Genomic DNA, 16,400 nt, shown 5'->3' on the forward strand with positions numbered 1-16,400 from the left:
AGCCTGCTCGCGAAAGCGGTCTGTCATTCAACAATGATGCTGACTGATATGACGCCTTCGCGAGCAGGCTCGCTCCCACAGTGGGATATCACAAAGTTTTAGATTCCTTGCGGAGTCTCTTCGCCGCCCAGCGCTTCAACCAGCGCCGGCAGGAAGTCGCCGAAGGTCAGCATCATCAGGGTGAAGCTGGCGTCCAGTTGGCCGAGGGCTTCTTCGCCACCGTCCTGTTCCGCCTGGTCTTGCAGCAGGTCTTCGAACTTCAGGCGCTTGACCACCATCTTGTCGTCAAGAACGAAAGACAGCTTGTCTTGCCAGGCCAACGACAGCTGAGTGACCACTTTGCCGGTGCTCAGGTGCAGCTGGATTTCTTCGCTGGTCAGGTCCTGGCGCTTGCAACGCACGATGCCGCCGTCTTCGTGGGTGTCACGCAGCTCGCACTCGTCCAGCACGAAGAAATCGTCCGCGGCTTTCTGGGTGGTGACCCATTCAGTCATGGTAGCGGTCGGCGACATTTTCACGGTCAGCGGACGTACCGGCAGCGTGCCGATGACTTCACGCAGGGTGGACAACAGGTCTTCGGCACGTTTCGGGCTGGCCGAGTTGACCAGGATCAGGCCCTGTTTCGGCGCGATGGCAGCGAAAGTCGACGAACGACGAATAAAGGCGCGCGGCAGGAAGGCCTGGATGATCTCATCCTTGATCTGATCGCGTTCCTTTTTGTAGACCTTGCGCATTTGTTCGGCTTCGATCTCTTCGACCTTTTCCTTCACCGCGTCACGCACGACGCTGCCCGGCAGAATGCGCTCTTCTTTACGCGCGGCGATCAGCAGGAAGTCGCCGCTGATGTGCGCCAGCGGAGCATCTTCGCCCTTGCCGAATGGCGCGACGAAACCGTAGGTGGTCAACTCCTGGCTTGCACATGAACGCGCCAGTTTGGTGGCCAGTGCAGTTTCCAACGCCTCGGCATCAAAAGGCAGATCTTGGGTCAGGCGATAGATAAGCAGGTTTTTGAACCACATGGGGCGAGTCTCTCCTTTATACAAAGGGGGGCATTATTCTCTTCGCGGCGCCATAGGCCAACCCTTCTCTAAGCCTTTGGAAGGCCTGAAAAAATTAATTAAAAAAGTGCTTGCCAGAGATGTGGTCGCTCCGTAGAATGCGCGCCACACCGAAAGTGAAGGGTGATTAGCTCAGCTGGGAGAGCGTCTGCCTTACAAGCAGAATGTCGGCGGTTCGATCCCGTCATCACCCACCATTCGCTTCCAGTGTTACGCGCAGCGGTAGTTCAGTCGGTTAGAATACCGGCCTGTCACGCCGGGGGTCGCGGGTTCGAGTCCCGTCCGCTGCGCCATATTCGGTTATCTGGAACGCTGAACGCCAGGTCACCACGGAAAAGCCCGCTTAACGCGGGTTTTTTTCTGTCTGTAGTTCCTGCAGGGTGTATCGTTTTACGGGTTTTCAGATTTTTTTGATTAATTTATCAATTAAATCAACATGTTATGAAAATCTGTGGCACAATGCGCCCCGCAACGAAGGTAAAGGGTGATTAGCTCAGCTGGGAGAGCGTCTGCCTTACAAGCAGAATGTCGGCGGTTCGATCCCGTCATCACCCACCATTTACTTTCAACGCTACGCGCAGCGGTAGTTCAGTCGGTTAGAATACCGGCCTGTCACGCCGGGGGTCGCGGGTTCGAGTCCCGTCCGCTGCGCCATATTCGGTCACCTGGAACGCTGAACGCCAGGTCACCACAGAAAGCCCGCTTAATGCGGGCTTTTTGCTGTCTGGGGTTTGGCTTCTGCCGAGGCTCCACCGAGAAAGCGACCTTCGGGTCGCTTTCTTTCGTTCTGCCTTCTTATTGTTCGGCGTTGCGGCTGTGTCGGTAGTCGCTCACGGCTTCGTACACGGCTTTGCGCAACCGGTTGATGCCGCCAATGGGGCGATGAGCCTCAAGGCCAAACCACGGGTTGAACGACTGGTTATCGCATTGCACGTTCAGTACAGGCGTATCGAAGTCCTGGGCGGGTACTTTGATCCGCGCCACGGTCTCGAATGGAGCATCGCTTTGCTGCCACTCAATGCTCGTGTCTTCGATCGGCATGTACTTGGCCGGGTCCTGGCGCTGTACCTGCAGGACGAAGCAGGCCGGCATCCGGTCGGTTGACAGTTGCTGGTTCAGCGCATTGCGCAGGAAGTTCGGCAACTTCTGGTTTTGCGCGGGCAAGATGTAGGTCGGACAGCTTGTCAGATCGGGAATGACACGGAACTTAGCATTGACTTCGCCGAATTTGTAGGGCGAAACCGAAAAATAAGTCGTCTGGGTCGGGCTTTCCGGGGCGGGTGAAAGTGTCGCCAGCGCGATAAACAGATGGCGAACCTGCCAGGTCCGCGGGTCCCAACCCGGAAAGAACGCCATCAGCTTCTTGCCGTCAGCCTGTGCGGCTACATTCTGACGGTATTCGGCGACATCGCTGACGAAGAAATTCGGATGGCTGAACATCACGAAGTCCTGCTCACCCCGACTCTGTTGATCATGCAGCAGTTGTTTGCCGGGCACATCGAGCAATTTGATTGCCATGCCCCGTGCGTCGCGGATGCTGTCGAACTGCGGGTAGGCATTGCCGTTGGACAGCCGCATCGTTGCTTGCCAGGTTTTGCCGGGTTCGTTGAACACACCCTGACGCAGTTCGCCCACCAGATCCGGCAGCACCTGAACCTCGGCCTTCACGCAGCCATGGGCCTTGGCATGGGCGTCGCGCAGGTAGCGGGTGCTTTCACGATGCTGATCGACGATGCGCACGGCCGTCTGGATGATGTCTTGGGTCATCGCTGATTCACCATCCGGAATCAGTTCTTCAGCCGAAACCGGGCCGCTGTGCTGCCAGGTGAACCACGCCGTGGCCAGCGCCCAGCCGAGCAATCCAAGGCCCACCGACCACAGCAGGGTTTTGCCGAGAAAGGCGCCAAAACACATCCAGAGTCTGCTCATGGCAATTGTGCCTCTAACGGACCGCCCAACACTTTCAGATACTCCAGCAGCGCCCAGCGCTCTTCTGGTTGCAGCAGGCGACCAATGACGCCGTTGCCACGCTTGCCTGCCCGGAATTCGTGGCCGCTGTTGTGATTGCCGGTGATGCGTGTGTCGAACATGAAGCCATTGGTGAAGGCCTCGGTGCGATAACCCAGGTGCCTGGGGTCGTACTCGAAAGTGCCTTTGTAGAAGGTGGTTGCGCGTTCATCCTGGGGCGAGAGCAACTGATAAATGCTCGGCACCGAACCGTTATGCAGAAACGGTGCGGTCGCCCAGACTCCCGCCAATGGTCGCGCCTTGTAGGCGCGCAATTCGCGCACGCCAATCGGCAGGCCGAAGCCATCCATGTCCGGTCGTTCGGCCGTAGGAATGTTTGCTTCACGGAAGGCCCGGTTTCCGACGAACGCTGTGACGTAGGCCAACCCTTTAGCCGACGAGAGCTTGCTCAAATCCAGCGATTCAGTGGGCGTCGGCTGCAATTGCACATCCAGTTGCGCCAGCTCTGCCGGGTCCCATTGCAAGGCTGTGAGGTCGAAGCGATGGTCGGCGATGTTATTGGCCGCGCCCGGGTCTGTGCCGATGAACTCCACGGGCAGCATTTTCAACTGTTGCGCCCAGCGCCCGTCGCTTTGGACCGATCGAGGTACATGGCAGCCGGCGCAGTTCTCGGTGAATAATTCGCGACCTTTTGCTGCCTGGGCTTTGTCGATGGCGCCCAGCAGTTCTTCCGGCCAGGCCGGTGGTTTGAGCCGTTGCAGGGTTTGTTCGATCAGGTGCAGATCGCGCAAGCGGACACTGGATGGATAACGGGCGTCTCCTTTAAACGGTTGGCCGTTAGCGTCGAAGAAATTAAGCGTGGCGCCCACACCCAAGGCCTCACCGATGTTGCGGGCCATCGGTTGCTGCGCCGAACCGTTCCACTGCACCCAGTCGAAGGTCCACATGTCCCACAATTGCGGATAGTCGACCGGAGCGTTGGCTACACGGTAGTTGGCGGGGGAAATCGCATCGCCGAAACTGGCGTTGGCAATGCGGCCGAAAGCGTCGGTGCGGCCGGGGCCTTCTTCGGTGGGATAGAGCCCGCGATGGGTGTCGTTCCAGGCCACCTTCAAGAAGGTGTCGAGAGAGACTTTGAAGTCTTTGCGCAGTTGTTGATGCCGGGTATCGTAGTCTTGGCCCAATACGTTGCGTGCGAAACGTTCGAATTTCCACGGGTTGTAGTAAGTCGACGTCAGACTCGCTACCAGCGCTTGTCCGAAACTACCGCCGCGCAACGTAGGAACGCTGGATGGCAGAACGTGTTGCGCCGAACCGCCATCGATGCGCACGGCCTGGCCGTTAAAGCGCAGTTCGCCGGTGTGGCAGGCGGCGCAAGTAATGTCCAGAAACTCGTCCTGGCTTCCAGGGTTCTGATGACGGGCAAAGCCCACTGGCAGATTGCCGGGGTTGTTCGGCGTGGGTCTCTGCCTGGGGTCGATCAGAAAACCGAAGCGGGCGAGGTATTCGGGAGCTGCGAATCGCTGTTGCGAGAACGGTAATTCGAGGGCCTTGAACCAGTCATAGCGCAAGCCTTTGACCTGAGTACCCTGGGGCGTGAAGTAGTAAATCTCGCGGTCGCTGGCGCTCCATTGCTCCAGGTAATGCACTTGCTGCACGGGTGACCAGGCCGGCAGTTTCGGGTTGGCGACGTAGTACAGAACCACGGCGAGGCCCAGCCCCAGCAGGACTGCGAACAGAACCAGCAAGCGTAAGAAGAGGCGCAAGACAGACATCCTTGTCGATTTGAAGCTCCCTTATGCCTCAGCTCCTGAGGTGCGGCAAGTGGCCATTACGCCAGATGCTGGGGTTCTGCAATCGGTCTCTGTGAGCGCAAAGATGACAGAAGCTTCATCAGCCCATGCCTGAAATGCGTTAAAACACCTGAACTTATCAGAAGTTTCCTGCTCTCATGCCGGTAGCCATTGGTCGTGGCCGCCTGATAAGCTCGCGGCTTTATTCGATTGCCCTTTAGGCGCATGAACAAGGAAATAGCATGAAACAGCATCGGTTGGCGGCGGCGGTGGCCCTGGTTAGCCTGGTACTTGCGGGTTGTGATTCGCAGACCAGCGTAGAGCTGAAAACCCCGGCGCAAAAAGCCTCCTACGGGATTGGCCTGAACATGGGCAAGAGCCTGGCTCAGGAAGGCATGGATGATCTGGACTCCAAAGCCGTAGCCCAAGGCATCGAAGATGCCGTCGGCAAGAAAGAACAGAAGCTGAAGGATGACGAACTGGTCGAAGCCTTCGCAGCACTGCAAAAGCGTGCTGAAGAGCGTATGGCCAAAATGAGCGAAGAGTCGGCAACTGCCGGCAAAAAATTCCTCGAAGACAATGCCAAGAAAGCCGGTGTAACCACCACCGCTTCGGGCCTGCAGTATGAAGTGGTCAAGAAAGCCGATGGCGCACAGCCTAAGCCGACCGACGTAGTGACCGTTCACTACACCGGTACCCTGACCAACGGCACCGTTTTCGACAGTTCCGTCGAGCGTGGCAGCCCGATCGATTTGCCGGTCAGCGGTGTGATTCCGGGTTGGGTCGAAGGCTTGCAACTGATGCACGTTGGCGAGAAGTACAAACTGTACATCCCTAGCGAACTGGCCTACGGCGCCCAAAGCCCAAGCCCGGCGATTCCAGCCAACTCGGTGCTGGTATTCGACCTGGAACTGCTGGGGATCAAGGATCCAGCAAAACAAGACGCTACGGCCAAGTAATCAGCGTCTGCTTTAAAAACAACGCCTCGCTTATGCGGGGCGTTGTTGCATCTGGCGTTCAGCGAAGGTAAACAAAGCGAACGGATGCTGTAGGCTGGAGTCATAGCCATTGAGGACGCCCGTGCTAGCCGCGCCAGAGCGCCAAGTCAATGAAATCTTGGGTTTTTTTATGTGAGTAAAAAACGCCCGATCTGAGTTGGGCCCTTATGAAACGGGGCTTTCAGCCATGAAAAGCAGCTCTGTTCACAAGGTTATCCACAATTTGTGTGGATAACATTTCAGTGGGAGGAATGATGAAAACACCTTGGAGTTTCGCTCGTTTCCTGCCTCTGGCCGGACGCCTGCTCGCGCGTGGACGCTTGCCAACCTTACTCTTCGCGGTGGCCAGCAAAGGTGCCAGCCAGGGTAACCGGTTGGGTAAGCTCAAGGATGATCTACGCCTGTTGCAGGCACTTTGCCTGGCTTACTGGCGCGGAGAATATCGGGCCATCAGCCCAAAAGCCCTGATATCGGTCGTGGCTGGCCTGATGTACTTCCTTAGTCCGGTGGATGCCATACCGGATTTCATCCCCGTGTTTGGCATGCTCGATGACATCGCGGTGCTGGCATGGCTGATGAAAGTCCTCGACGACGAACTCAATGCCTTCCGCGCCTGGCGCAAGCGTCAGTTGCCGGAAAAGCTTGCAGTGGTTGAACGCCTGCCCGATACCCCGGAACAACTTCTACTTCAGGGTCCGAAAAAAAACTGAATTGATTCAGTCTCATCCATAGATTGATACCCCCGCGACCTTGGCCGCTGTTAGGATTACACTTCTAGGGAAAAGTGCCGACTCGCTAAGTGTTGTTGTCCTACGGGGTAGTCATGGATATTCAGATAATTACACGCGAAGGAGAGCCTGAGTATGCGGTTCTGCCATGGGCTCAGTATCAGGCTCTACTAAAAGCAGCAGGCATCAATGAACAACCGCCGCGGGTCGCCCCAGAGCGTCACGCCGCAACACCAGACCAGATTCTTCCGGGTCTGGATCAACTACGCAGTTTGCGCGAAGGGAAGGGCATCGCCATCGAGGTGTTGGCCCGCACGGTAGGCATCAGCCCGTCTTATCTGGCCTTGATCGAAAGTGGTGAGCGTCTACCCGACGCAGCGATTCGCCGCAGCCTGGCCTGGGAGTTGACGGTGCCAGGGTGGAGGGATGAATCGTGAGCGTACGCATCAGTCGTCAACATTGGGACGGGTTGCTGGGCGAACTGGATCAGGCACGCCGCCAGCGTCATCTTCTGACATACCGGGCGTTGCTTGAACGTTTGCAACTGCCCACACCGGCCATGCAAACCCTGACCGCCGCCCTTGAACATCTGGCCGCGCTGGACGCCAAGGCCGAGCAGCCATTGCGCAGTTCGCTGGTGATCAGCCAGGGCGCCAGCCGCCTGCCGCGCACTGGATTCTTTGAATGTGTCGAGCGTTTAGGGCGTTTCTCCGGCCCTTCCGATGGCATCGCCGCAGCGTCCTGGCATGCCTCGGAAGTGGTGCGGGTGTTCGAGTACGAATACCCCGAATCGGCAGAGGCCTGAGTGTTTCTACGACTCAAGGCGAAGGCCGGTTACTGGCTGGCGCGCAGGCTGTTTCACTGGTCGTGGTTTGTGCGTCAGCCGCGTGGCTGGAGCTGGCTTGAAGGCCAGTTCGCACGCATGGCGAACCTGGGTGATGTTGGCGCCCAGAGCTTCTACGGCCACATCCTGACCTTTCGCGGCGTCGGCCTTGGGGCTCGTGAGGAGGGTGTTCGATTGCTGCGCCTGGCGGCGTTGGCGGGGGATGGCAAAGCGGCGTATCAAGTAGGTGTGATCAGTCTCGCCGGAACGCCGAGCAAGGCGCCGGATGCGGTTGAAGCCGCGCGGTTTTGGGAGATGGCCGCCAAAGCAGGACATCCGTTGGCGGAGATCAAACTCAAAGAGCTGGAGTCTCGTCACTCCGAGCCTCCAATTACGAATTAAGGTTGCCTTAGTTGAATGATCGTTCCCATGCAGAGCGTGGGAACGATCAAGATCAACAATCACCGCTGCCCGACGAGCAATTCTTCTTCGGCTTCAGGCACCGCCAGGCTATCAATCACATGCATGCTATACCCCGGCACATTCTTCGCGTGATGCTTGGCCTGCGATGCCATCTCCGCCAACTGGCTTGCATCGAGTTGTTCACAGGCCTGTGGATGTAAATGCACCACGCCGATCGACAGTGACAGTAATGCAAACTCCTGACGCACACCCTGGCGGTTTGGGGCGATGAAGCAGCCGGCTTCCAGATGTTCGCTGCGATAAAAGCGTCGGCATTGGCTTTGGAAGTCGTCCAGCAACTGGTTCAAGCGTTTGCGCCAGTCTTCCGGGCCGAGTACCAGCAGGAAGTCATCGCCGCCGATATGGCCGACAAAGTCGCGGGAAGGGTCGACGCGATCATTCAGGCATTGCGCCAGGCACAGCAGGACTTCGTCCCCACGGCCGTAGCCGTAGATGTCGTTGAAGGGTTTGAAACTGTCGATGTCGACGTAGCAGATCACCGACTCCCGTTGCTGTTGCAGCAGTCGCGACAGGCATTGCTGGATCGGCACGTTGCCCGGCAGCAGGGTCAGCGGGTTGGCGTAACGGGCTTGCTGGATCTTCAGTTCGGTAATCAGTTTGAGTACGTCGATCACTCGGCCCAGCCCCAGGTAACCGCCGTTGAGGGTGATGATGAAGTCTTCTTCGATGCGCTGCCGCGCGCGGCTGGTGATCAGGCGACTCACTTGTTGCAACGACTGGCTCATCTCAACGGCGAGGAAGTCATCACTCATTAAACGGCTGATCGGCTTGCGGGCGAACAGGTCGGTGGCAAAAGGCTTGAGCAAGGCATCGGAAAGCGAATGCCGGTGGACGATGCCGCAGGGCTGGCCTTGCTCGTCGAGTACCGCCAGGGAGTTCAGGTTGGCCTGGCGGCGAAAGGCTTCCAGGACGGTGGCGGTCGGTGTATCGCGACCCACTGCCGGTTGGTCGTTGAGCAGAGCGCTAAGGTCACTGCCTTCATCGTTCAGCGCCACGGCGCAGCTGTCGTGTTTGGGCATCATCGCTCGGGCATCCCGGGGCGGGTGCTCTTGAGGCCGACAGAGCAGGTAGCCTTGGACCAGATCGACGCCCATCTCGCTCAACACTGCGAGTTCTTCCGATAACTCGATACCTTCTGCGATCACTTGTGCCCGTGAGGCCTTGGCAATTTGCAGGATCGAGCCGACAAATTCGCGCTTGAGGGCATCCTGGTGAATGCCGTCGATGAAGTGTCGATCAATCTTCACGTAGTCCGGACGCAATTCAGACCACAGCCGCAAACTCGAATAGCCTGCGCCCAGATCATCCAGGGCAATGGAAAACCCCATCGCTCGATAGTGATGCAGCGCGGCTTGCAGCAGCTCGAAATCGTCGGTCGGGGTTTGTTCAGTCAGTTCGATCACCACCTGACTCGGCGGTATGCCGAAATCCTGCAGCAGTTGCAGGGTGCGACCGGGTTGGTGGGCGGCTTCGAGCAGGGATTCAGGGGAAACGTTGAGGAACAGTTTGCCGGGCAGTTGCTGATCATTGAAGCGTCGGCAGGCGCTTTGACGGCAAGCGATTTCCAGCTCGCTCAGGCGGCCGGCCTGACGGGCGACGGCGAACAGTGCGAGGGGAGAGTGCAGCGGGCTGTTGGAGGGCCCGCGACTGAGGGCTTCGTAACCGACAATACGTCGCTCAGAGAGGGAAATGATCGGCTGGAACAAGCTGTGCAAACCGCTTTGAGCCAGTATGGAACTCAAGGCACTCAGCTGTTCTGTGGTGGTCATGGCTTTCTCTGGCGATAAAAAAAGGACTGGGAGCACTCTCTTGGATAAAGAGGGGCTCCCAGTCCTTTATTTCACGACAGAATGATGACTGTATGATGACGCTCCGGAGAGCGTCAGCATTAAATTGCCATCATCTTGCTTGTAACAACTTAGTGCTTGGCTACCGCGGTATTGAGTTTCAGGTAGTCCAACAGAATCCGCCCGGTCTCGCTCAGGTAGGCATCGTCTTCTGGTTTGGTCTTGTCTGGCTCGGCCGCGACGGCGTCTTCATCTTCTTTCTTCAGCTCTTTGAGCGGCTCTTCACCCTTGGCCTTGCGACGGATGTTTTCCATGGCAAGTTGCTTGGCTTCGATATCGGCGTGTTGTGCACGACGATCGGCTTCATTGAGGCTGACGGTTTTTTCTGCCATCAGTTTCTGCGCCAGGGCCAGTTTGTCGCGGATGAACACGAACTCCGCGTCTTTGGCCGAGCGTACGTCATGCTCGGACTTGAGCTGCGAAATGTACGGCTTGAACGGGTCGACCGCAGGCTTGATGGCCGCGCGGATGGTGTCCCACGGCATGGCTTCAGGCAGTGCGCTTTCGCCGATTTCCTTGGTGTCGATGATCGACGGGTAATCGATGTCCGGCAGTACGCCCTGATGCTGGGTGCTCTGGCCGGAAACCCGATAGAACTTGGCCAGGGTCAGTTTCAGTTCGCCATGGTTCAGCGGCTGAATGGTCTGCACGGTGCCTTTACCGAAAGTCTGGCCGCCAATGATCAACGCGCGGTGATAGTCCTGCATGGCGCCGGCAAAAATCTCCGAAGCCGAGGCAGACAAGCGGTTGACCAGCAACGCCATCGGCCCTTTGTAGAAGGCACCCGGGTTCTCGTCTTCCAGCACATCGACCCGGCCATCGGCATTACGCACAAGAACGGTTGGACCTTTGTCGATGAACAGACTGGTCAGCTCGGTGGCTTCCTGCAGGGAACCTCCGCCGTTGTTGCGTAGATCGATGACCACGCCGTCGACCTTGTCTTTCTGCAACTCGGTCAGCAGTTTCTTGACGTCGCGAGTGGTGCTCTTGTAATCCGGATCGCCAGCACGGAAAGCCTTGAAGTCCAGGTAGAAGGCCGGGATCTCGATGACGCCGAGTTTGTAGTCCTTGCCGTCCTGTTTCAGGTTGAGGACCGACTTCTTCACCGCCTGGTCTTCAAGCTTCACCGCTTCGCGGGTGATCGGGACGATCTTGCTGGTCTGGTCGTTCGGCGCATTGCTGGCCGGGATCACTTCCAGGCGCACCACGGTGCCTTTTGGCCCACGGATCAATTTGACCACTTCGTCCAGGCGCCAGCCGACCACGTCGACCATTTCTTTGTTGCCCTGGGCAACGCCGATGATCTTGTCGGCCGGTGCGACTTGTTTGGTCTTGTCGGCCGGGCCGGCAGGTACCAGGCGTACGACTTTCACCTGGTCGTTGTCGCTCTGCAACACGGCGCCAATGCCCTCGAGGGACAGGCTCATGTTGATGTCGAAGTTCTCCGCGTTATCCGGCGACAGATAGTTGGTGTGCGGGTCGTAGGACATGGCGAAGGTATTGATGTAAGCCTGGAAGATGTCTTCCGCACGGGTCTGGTCCAGGCGCGTCAATTGGTTCTTGTAGCGCTTGGTCAGGGTTTCCTGAATCTGCTTGGAGTCCTTGCCCGCGATCCTCTGCCGCAAGATTTCGTCCTTGACGCGTTTGCGCCACAGGTCGTCGAGTTCGGCGGTGGACTTGAGCCAAGGGGCGTCCTTGCGATCGATCAGCAAGGTTTCCTTGGTGGTGAAGTCGATCTTGTCGACGCCTTTGTTCAACTCGGCAAGGGCGAAGTCCAGACGCGCTTTGACGCGGTCCAGGTAGCGCTTGTAGATGGTGAACCCGGCGTTCAGGTCGCCGCTTTTGAGGAAGTCGTCAAACTGGGTTTTCCACTTGTCGAATTCGGCAATGTCGCTGGCCATGAAGTAGCTGCGCGACGGGTCCAGCAGCTTGAGGTAGCTGTCATAGATGATCGCGGAGCGCGCGTCATCGAGCGGCGGCTTGCTGTAGTGATGGCGCTTTAGCAATTCGACGACGTTCAGGCTGGCGATCACTTCGTCACGATCAGGCTGAAGCTTGTCCCAGCTATTGGCTGCAAACGAATTGGTCGACATCGGCAACAGACCGATACCAATGAATAGGGCTAGGGCGGTGCTGGGGAAAAAATGCTTCATGCTGATTCGACGCGGGGACAATTGATCACGCATATTAGGCCGTCTTTGAAGTCGCCGGTACCACTAGTCTCTGTACGAAAACTGCCTGCTAGCTTTCGTATAGGCCCAGGGCCGGTCGCATAATGCAAGAAAGCCCGGCGCTACAGCAACGGGCTCAGTCCAGACTCACTATGGAGGCACTGTGAAAGCATTGCAAGGCGTTGAAGGTCAAGTGGAGTGGGTTGAAGAGCCCTGTCCTACATGCGATGTAGGACAAGTTCGGATTCGAGTGGCGGCAGCGGGTCTCAATCGAGCCGATTTGTTACAGAAGGCGGGTCTTTATCCGCCACCGCCGGGAGCCAGTCAGGTACTGGGTCTTGAGTGTTCGGGGGTAATCAGCGAGGTGGGGCCAGGCTCGTCCTGGCAAGTCGGGGATCGGGTTTGCGCCTTGCTGGCCGGGGGCGGGATGGCCGAGGAGGTAGTTGTCGACGGACGGCATGTGTTGCCGGTTCCCGAAGGTTTGTCCCTGGCTGAGGCGGCAGCGCTGCCGGAAGTGTATGCGACCGTTTGGCTGAATTTGTTTCAACTGGCTGCGCTCAAGCCGGGTGAGAAAGTTCTGCTGCACGCCGGAGCAAGTGGAATCGGTTCAGCTGCCATTCAGCTGTGCAAGGCGTTTGGTAACCCGTGCTGGGTCAGCGTCGGTTCCGCCGAGCGTTTGGCTTACTGCGAAGCGCTGGGCGCCCAAGGTGGGGTCGTGCGCAACGGGGATCTGGACAGCTTGAGCGACCTGGGGCCGTTCGATGTGATTCTCGACCCGGTGGGCGGCAACTACGCCGCGTTGAATCTGAAACTGATGGCGCTCGATGGTCGTTGGGTGCTGATCGGCCTGATGGGCGGTCGTGAGGCGCAGCTGGATCTGGCGCAGGTACTGGCCAAGCGCGTGCAACTGCTGGGTTCGACATTGCGCAGTCGCGACGATCAGTTCAAGGCGGATCTGTTCAGCGATCTCAGCCAACATGTCTGGCCGCTGTTTGCTGAAGGGCGTTTAAGCCCGCAATTGGCCAAGACCTTTGCGATCAAGGATGCCGAAGCGGCGTTTGCGGAGTTAGCGACTAATCAGGTGTCGGGAAAGTTGGTGTTGGTGATCGACGAAAGCCTGGTGTAATCACTGTGGGAGCGAGCCTGCTCGCGAAAGCGGACTTACATTCAACACATAAGTTGAATGACACGCCGCCTTCGCGAGCAGGCTCGCTCCCACAGGGGGTATGGGTTATTTCCAGATATGGATCGGCCAGCCGGCCTTTTCTGCGTGTTCAAGCAGCGCCGGATCCGGGTTTACCACGTGTGGGAAATCCACCTTCAGCAGCAACGGCAAATCATTGCGTGAGTCGGAGTAGAAACTGGCGCCTTCAAGGTTTTCCTCTTCGGCATCCAGCCATTCCAGCAAACGCGTGATCTTGCCTTCGCGGTAGGTCAGCGTGCCAACGGTGTTGCCGCTATAAACCCCATGCGTCACTTCCAGCTCGATGCCGAGAATCTCGTCAATACCCAAACGATCGGCGATTGGCCTCACCAGATGCGTGCCCGACGCCGAAATCACCAAAATCCGGTCGCCAGCCTTGCGATGGGCCGCAATGGCTTTGGTGGCGTCACTGAAAATGATCGGCTCGATGAAGTCTTCCACCCAAGGCCCTACCAAATGGTCGACCTCTTCCGGTGTGCGTCCGATCATCGGCTCCAGGCTGAAGGTCATGTACTCCTCCATTCTCAGTTTTCCGTGGCTGTAGGCGTCCATCAGTTCGTTGTTCTGACGCATGAACGACTCGGGATCGACCCAACCCAGGCGGCCCATTTGCTCGCTCCAAAGGGTGGCGCAGTCGCCGTGGATCAGGGTTTCGTCCAAATCAAAAATTGCCAGGGCCATCAGTGCGGTTCTCTCTTCAACATCAGCAAAGTCATCAGGCTACCTCACACAGGGCCGTCGGATCGATGGAAAGCGCCAGACGCTGACCATCGGGATGCAAATCGGCCGCCGAGCGGTTCAGCACATCCACCACCAATTCCACGCCCCGGGCTTCGACCCGGTAGCGAATCACGTTGCCCAACAGACTGTGGCTGCGGATTTGTGCATCGAGTTCGCCGTTCAGGCTCAGCTCGATGGCTTCCGGGCGAATCGCGATGCGGTGGGTAATTGGTCGCTGCAGCAGTTTTGTGGCGCTGTCGGCATCCAGCAGGTTGTAGTTGCCGATGAAACCTGCGGCAAAGAAGTCGATAGGGGCGGTGTAAAGGGTCTGGGCGTCACCGCTTTGTACGATCTTTCCCTGATTCATCAAGAAAATCCGGTCGGACATGGTCAGGGCTTCTTCCTGATCGTGAGTGACGAAGATCGTGGTCAAGCCGAGTTCACGCTGGATCTGACGGATCTGTTCGCGCAAGTGCTTGCGAATCCGCGCGTCGAGGGCCGACAGCGGTTCATCCAGCAACAACAGACGAGGCCGGGTCACCAACGAGCGGGCGAGGGCGACTCGCTGGCATTGGCCGCCCGACAGTTGATGCGGATAACGCGCGGCAAAGTCGTTGAGTTCCACCAGTTTCAGTACTTCGGCAACCCGCCTATGGCTGTCGTCGGCGTTGACCTTCTGCATGCGCAAACCAAAGGCGACGTTCTGCTCAACGGTCATGTTCGGAAACAGCGCGTAGCTCTGGAACACCATGCCGATCCCGCGTTTCTGCGGGCTCAACGGAACGAGGTCCTGGCCATCGAGCAGGATTTTGCCGCCATCCACCGAGGTCAGCCCGGCGATGCAGCGAAGCAGTGTGGACTTGCCGCAACCGGATGGGCCGAGGAGGGTGACGAACTCACCCTTCTGGATTTCACAGTTGATGTCGCTGAACACCGTGGTGCCCGCGTAGCTTTTCAGTAGGTGTTGGACGCTGACGAAGCTCATTGGCTTTTGTCCTTGTTCAAGATATTGGCAGCCCAGGTCAGAACCAGCACAAAGAAGAAATAGGAAATCACCAGCGCACTGGTGAAGTGGCCGCTGCTGTTGCGCATGTTGTTGAGGTAGACCTGCAGGGTTTCGTAGCGGGTTCCCACGAGAATGTTGGCGAACACGAACTCACCGAACAGGAACGAGAACGACAGCAGCAACGCCACCATCAAACCTTTGCGCAAGTTTGGCAGCACCACCAGGAACGCCGCTTGCCAGGTGCTGGCACCGAGCAGTTGGGCGGCGTCCATCAGGTCGCGCAAGTTGATCGCTTGCAGGTTGTTGGTGATTGCCCGGTACATGAACGGCAGCGCCACGGTGAAATAGCAACCGATCAGAATCCATGGCGTCCCGACCATCGCGAACGGCCCCGAACCGTAGAGCTGCAACAGACCCACCGACGACACCACCGGCGGCACCGCGAAGGGCAACAGGATCAGGATGTTCATCAGGGCATCGAGTTTCGGGAAGTGGTAATGCACCACAAACAGCAACGGCAGAATCAGCACCACGGACAGAATCAGCGAGCCGACGCAGACCAGCAGCGATTGGCCGAACGAATGGAGAAACCGCGGATCGCTCCACAGCTCCACGTACCATTTGACGGTGAAGCCGCTGGGCATAATGGTCGCCGACCAACTGCTGGCGATCGAGTAGATCAGCGTTCCGAGCAACGGCAGCAACAGTATGCCAAACAGCAAATACACCACCACCCGGTGGTAGATGCCGACGGGGCCCAGTTCAGCGCGAGACATGGTAGCTCCTCTTCAACAGCAGCTGATGCACGATGGTCACCAGGGTCATCAACGCCACCAGCACCACAGCCAGGGCACTGGCCAGGTTCGGGTCCAGGGAAATGTCGCCGGAAACCATCGCCGCGATGCGGATCGTCAGCACGTTGAAGTTGCCGGTGGTCAGGGCGTACACCGTGGCGTAGGCGCCCAGGGCGTTGGCCAGCAGGATCACAAACGTACCGAGCAGCGCCGGGGTCAGCACGGGCAAACCGATGTGCCGCCAGAACTGCCAGCCATTGGCGCCGAGCAGCGCGGCGGATTCACGCCAGTCTTCGCGCAGGGCATCAAAGGCCGGGTAGAGCAGCAACACGCCCAGCGGAATCTGGAAGTAGGTGTAGAGAATGATCAGCCCGGTTTTCGAATACAGGTTGAAGTCCTGAATAATCCCGGCCTGCTTGAGCATGATGGTGAAGCTGCCGTTGAAGCCCAGCAGAATGATGAACGCGAAAGCCAAAGGCACGCCGGCGAAGTTGCTGGTCATGTTGGCGAAGGCATTGACGAAGTTGCGCAGTTTCGAGTCGACCCGGCGCAGGGAGTAGGCGCCGAGCACCGCGATGATGATCCCGAACACGCTGGACCAGAAACTGATTTCGAGGCTGAACTGGATCGCCTGCAGATAGAACTTCGAATTGAAGATCCTGGTGAAGTTGGCGATGCCCCAGCCGAACTCTTCCGATTGCAGGCTGTTGATCATCACCCAGGACAGCGGGGCGATCTGGAACACGATAAAGAACAGTGCGAAAGGCACCAGGCACAAGGCTGCCAGCCATTTTTCGCGCGTCATGG

Annotated in this window: 15 protein-coding genes and 4 tRNA genes; 10 read left to right on the forward strand and 9 right to left on the reverse strand. The window is 57.9% G+C overall.

Annotated elements, in window-relative coordinates; genetic code table 11:
- Positions 1-98: 98 nt before the first annotated feature.
- Entirely contained in the window at positions 99-1,019 is a 921-nt protein-coding gene (gene rdgC, locus EAH74_RS28935; protein WP_140683361.1) for a recombination-associated protein RdgC, read from the reverse strand.
- 160 nt (positions 1,020-1,179) lie between these two features.
- Between rdgC and EAH74_RS28940 the strand changes: the two genes are divergently transcribed.
- From EAH74_RS28940 to EAH74_RS28955, 4 genes are all read left to right on the forward strand, one after another.
- Positions 1,180-1,255 (forward strand) — tRNA-Val (locus tag EAH74_RS28940).
- Positions 1,256-1,274: 19 nt separating this feature from the next.
- Positions 1,275-1,351: transfer RNA gene (locus tag EAH74_RS28945), tRNA-Asp, on the forward strand.
- Positions 1,352-1,540: 189 nt separating this feature from the next.
- Positions 1,541-1,616: transfer RNA gene (locus EAH74_RS28950), tRNA-Val, on the forward strand.
- Between the two features lie 19 nt (positions 1,617-1,635).
- A tRNA-Asp gene (locus tag EAH74_RS28955) sits at positions 1,636-1,712 on the forward strand.
- Between the two features lie 141 nt (positions 1,713-1,853).
- On the opposite strand, the gene EAH74_RS28960 is transcribed toward EAH74_RS28955, so the two are convergent.
- Both EAH74_RS28960 and EAH74_RS28965 read right to left on the reverse strand, forming a co-directional pair.
- On the reverse strand, positions 1,854-2,987 hold the full coding sequence (locus tag EAH74_RS28960; protein ID WP_140683364.1) for a catalase family protein: 1,134 nt from the start codon (positions 2,985-2,987) through the stop codon (positions 1,854-1,856).
- The gene (locus tag EAH74_RS28965) at positions 2,984-4,792 is read right to left on the reverse strand and encodes a di-heme-cytochrome C peroxidase (RefSeq protein WP_140683367.1); all 1,809 of its coding nucleotides are present in this window, start codon (positions 4,790-4,792) and stop codon (positions 2,984-2,986) included. Before EAH74_RS28965 ends, EAH74_RS28960 begins: the two co-directional genes overlap by 4 nt.
- Positions 4,793-5,061: 269 nt before the next feature.
- Between EAH74_RS28965 and EAH74_RS28970 the strand changes: the two genes are divergently transcribed.
- The 5 genes from EAH74_RS28970 (at position 5,062) to EAH74_RS28990 (ending at position 7,770) form a co-directional block, all read left to right on the forward strand.
- Complete coding sequence (locus tag EAH74_RS28970) at positions 5,062-5,778, forward strand: FKBP-type peptidyl-prolyl cis-trans isomerase (protein ID WP_123368986.1); 717 nt, start codon at positions 5,062-5,064, stop codon at positions 5,776-5,778.
- A gap of 293 nt (positions 5,779-6,071) precedes the next feature.
- A complete protein-coding gene (locus EAH74_RS28975; RefSeq protein WP_140683370.1) occupies positions 6,072-6,527 on the forward strand; it encodes a YkvA family protein in 456 nt (151 codons plus the stop codon).
- Positions 6,528-6,640: 113 nt separating this feature from the next.
- On the forward strand, positions 6,641-6,982 hold the full coding sequence (locus EAH74_RS28980; protein ID WP_140683373.1) for a helix-turn-helix domain-containing protein: 342 nt from the start codon (positions 6,641-6,643) through the stop codon (positions 6,980-6,982).
- On the forward strand, positions 6,979-7,350 hold the full coding sequence (locus tag EAH74_RS28985; RefSeq protein WP_059401930.1) for a hypothetical protein: 372 nt from the start codon (positions 6,979-6,981) through the stop codon (positions 7,348-7,350). Before EAH74_RS28980 ends, EAH74_RS28985 begins: the two co-directional genes overlap by 4 nt.
- The gene (locus EAH74_RS28990; RefSeq protein WP_140683376.1) at positions 7,351-7,770 is read left to right on the forward strand and encodes a sel1 repeat family protein; all 420 of its coding nucleotides are present in this window, start codon (positions 7,351-7,353) and stop codon (positions 7,768-7,770) included.
- 59 nt (positions 7,771-7,829) lie between these two features.
- On the opposite strand, the gene EAH74_RS28995 is transcribed toward EAH74_RS28990, so the two are convergent.
- Together EAH74_RS28995 and EAH74_RS29000 are read right to left on the reverse strand one after the other, a co-directional pair.
- Complete coding sequence (locus tag EAH74_RS28995; RefSeq protein WP_140683379.1) at positions 7,830-9,620, reverse strand: bifunctional diguanylate cyclase/phosphodiesterase; 1,791 nt, start codon at positions 9,618-9,620, stop codon at positions 7,830-7,832.
- A gap of 149 nt (positions 9,621-9,769) precedes the next feature.
- Entirely contained in the window at positions 9,770-11,851 is a 2,082-nt protein-coding gene (locus tag EAH74_RS29000; RefSeq protein WP_170206644.1) for a carboxy terminal-processing peptidase, read from the reverse strand.
- A 181-nt stretch (positions 11,852-12,032) separates the two neighbouring features.
- On the opposite strand from EAH74_RS29000, the gene EAH74_RS29005 reads away from it, so the two are divergent.
- Entirely contained in the window at positions 12,033-12,995 is a 963-nt protein-coding gene (locus EAH74_RS29005; protein ID WP_140683384.1) for a zinc-binding dehydrogenase, read from the forward strand.
- A gap of 105 nt (positions 12,996-13,100) precedes the next feature.
- On the opposite strand, the gene EAH74_RS29015 is transcribed toward EAH74_RS29005, so the two are convergent.
- From EAH74_RS29015 to EAH74_RS29030, 4 genes are read right to left on the reverse strand one after another with little or no spacing between them, the layout of a single operon-like run.
- Positions 13,101-13,754: an HAD family hydrolase gene (locus tag EAH74_RS29015; RefSeq protein ID WP_140683387.1), complete on the reverse strand. Its 654-nt coding sequence runs from the start codon at positions 13,752-13,754 to the stop codon at positions 13,101-13,103.
- 34 nt (positions 13,755-13,788) lie between these two features.
- The gene (locus EAH74_RS29020) at positions 13,789-14,778 is read right to left on the reverse strand and encodes an ABC transporter ATP-binding protein (protein WP_134419123.1); all 990 of its coding nucleotides are present in this window, start codon (positions 14,776-14,778) and stop codon (positions 13,789-13,791) included.
- Positions 14,775-15,575: an ABC transporter permease gene (locus tag EAH74_RS29025; protein ID WP_140683389.1), complete on the reverse strand. Its 801-nt coding sequence runs from the start codon at positions 15,573-15,575 to the stop codon at positions 14,775-14,777. Before EAH74_RS29025 ends, EAH74_RS29020 begins: the two co-directional genes overlap by 4 nt.
- Positions 15,562-16,398, reverse strand: a complete 837-nt coding sequence (locus EAH74_RS29030) for an ABC transporter permease (protein WP_170206646.1) — start codon at positions 16,396-16,398, stop codon at positions 15,562-15,564. Before EAH74_RS29030 ends, EAH74_RS29025 begins: the two co-directional genes overlap by 14 nt.
- Between the last annotated feature and the right edge of the window lie 2 nt (positions 16,399-16,400).

Origin of the sequence: Pseudomonas mandelii (assembly GCF_006438925.1) — a bacterium.
Classification (GTDB): Bacteria; Pseudomonadota; Gammaproteobacteria; order Pseudomonadales; family Pseudomonadaceae; genus Aquipseudomonas; species Aquipseudomonas mandelii_C.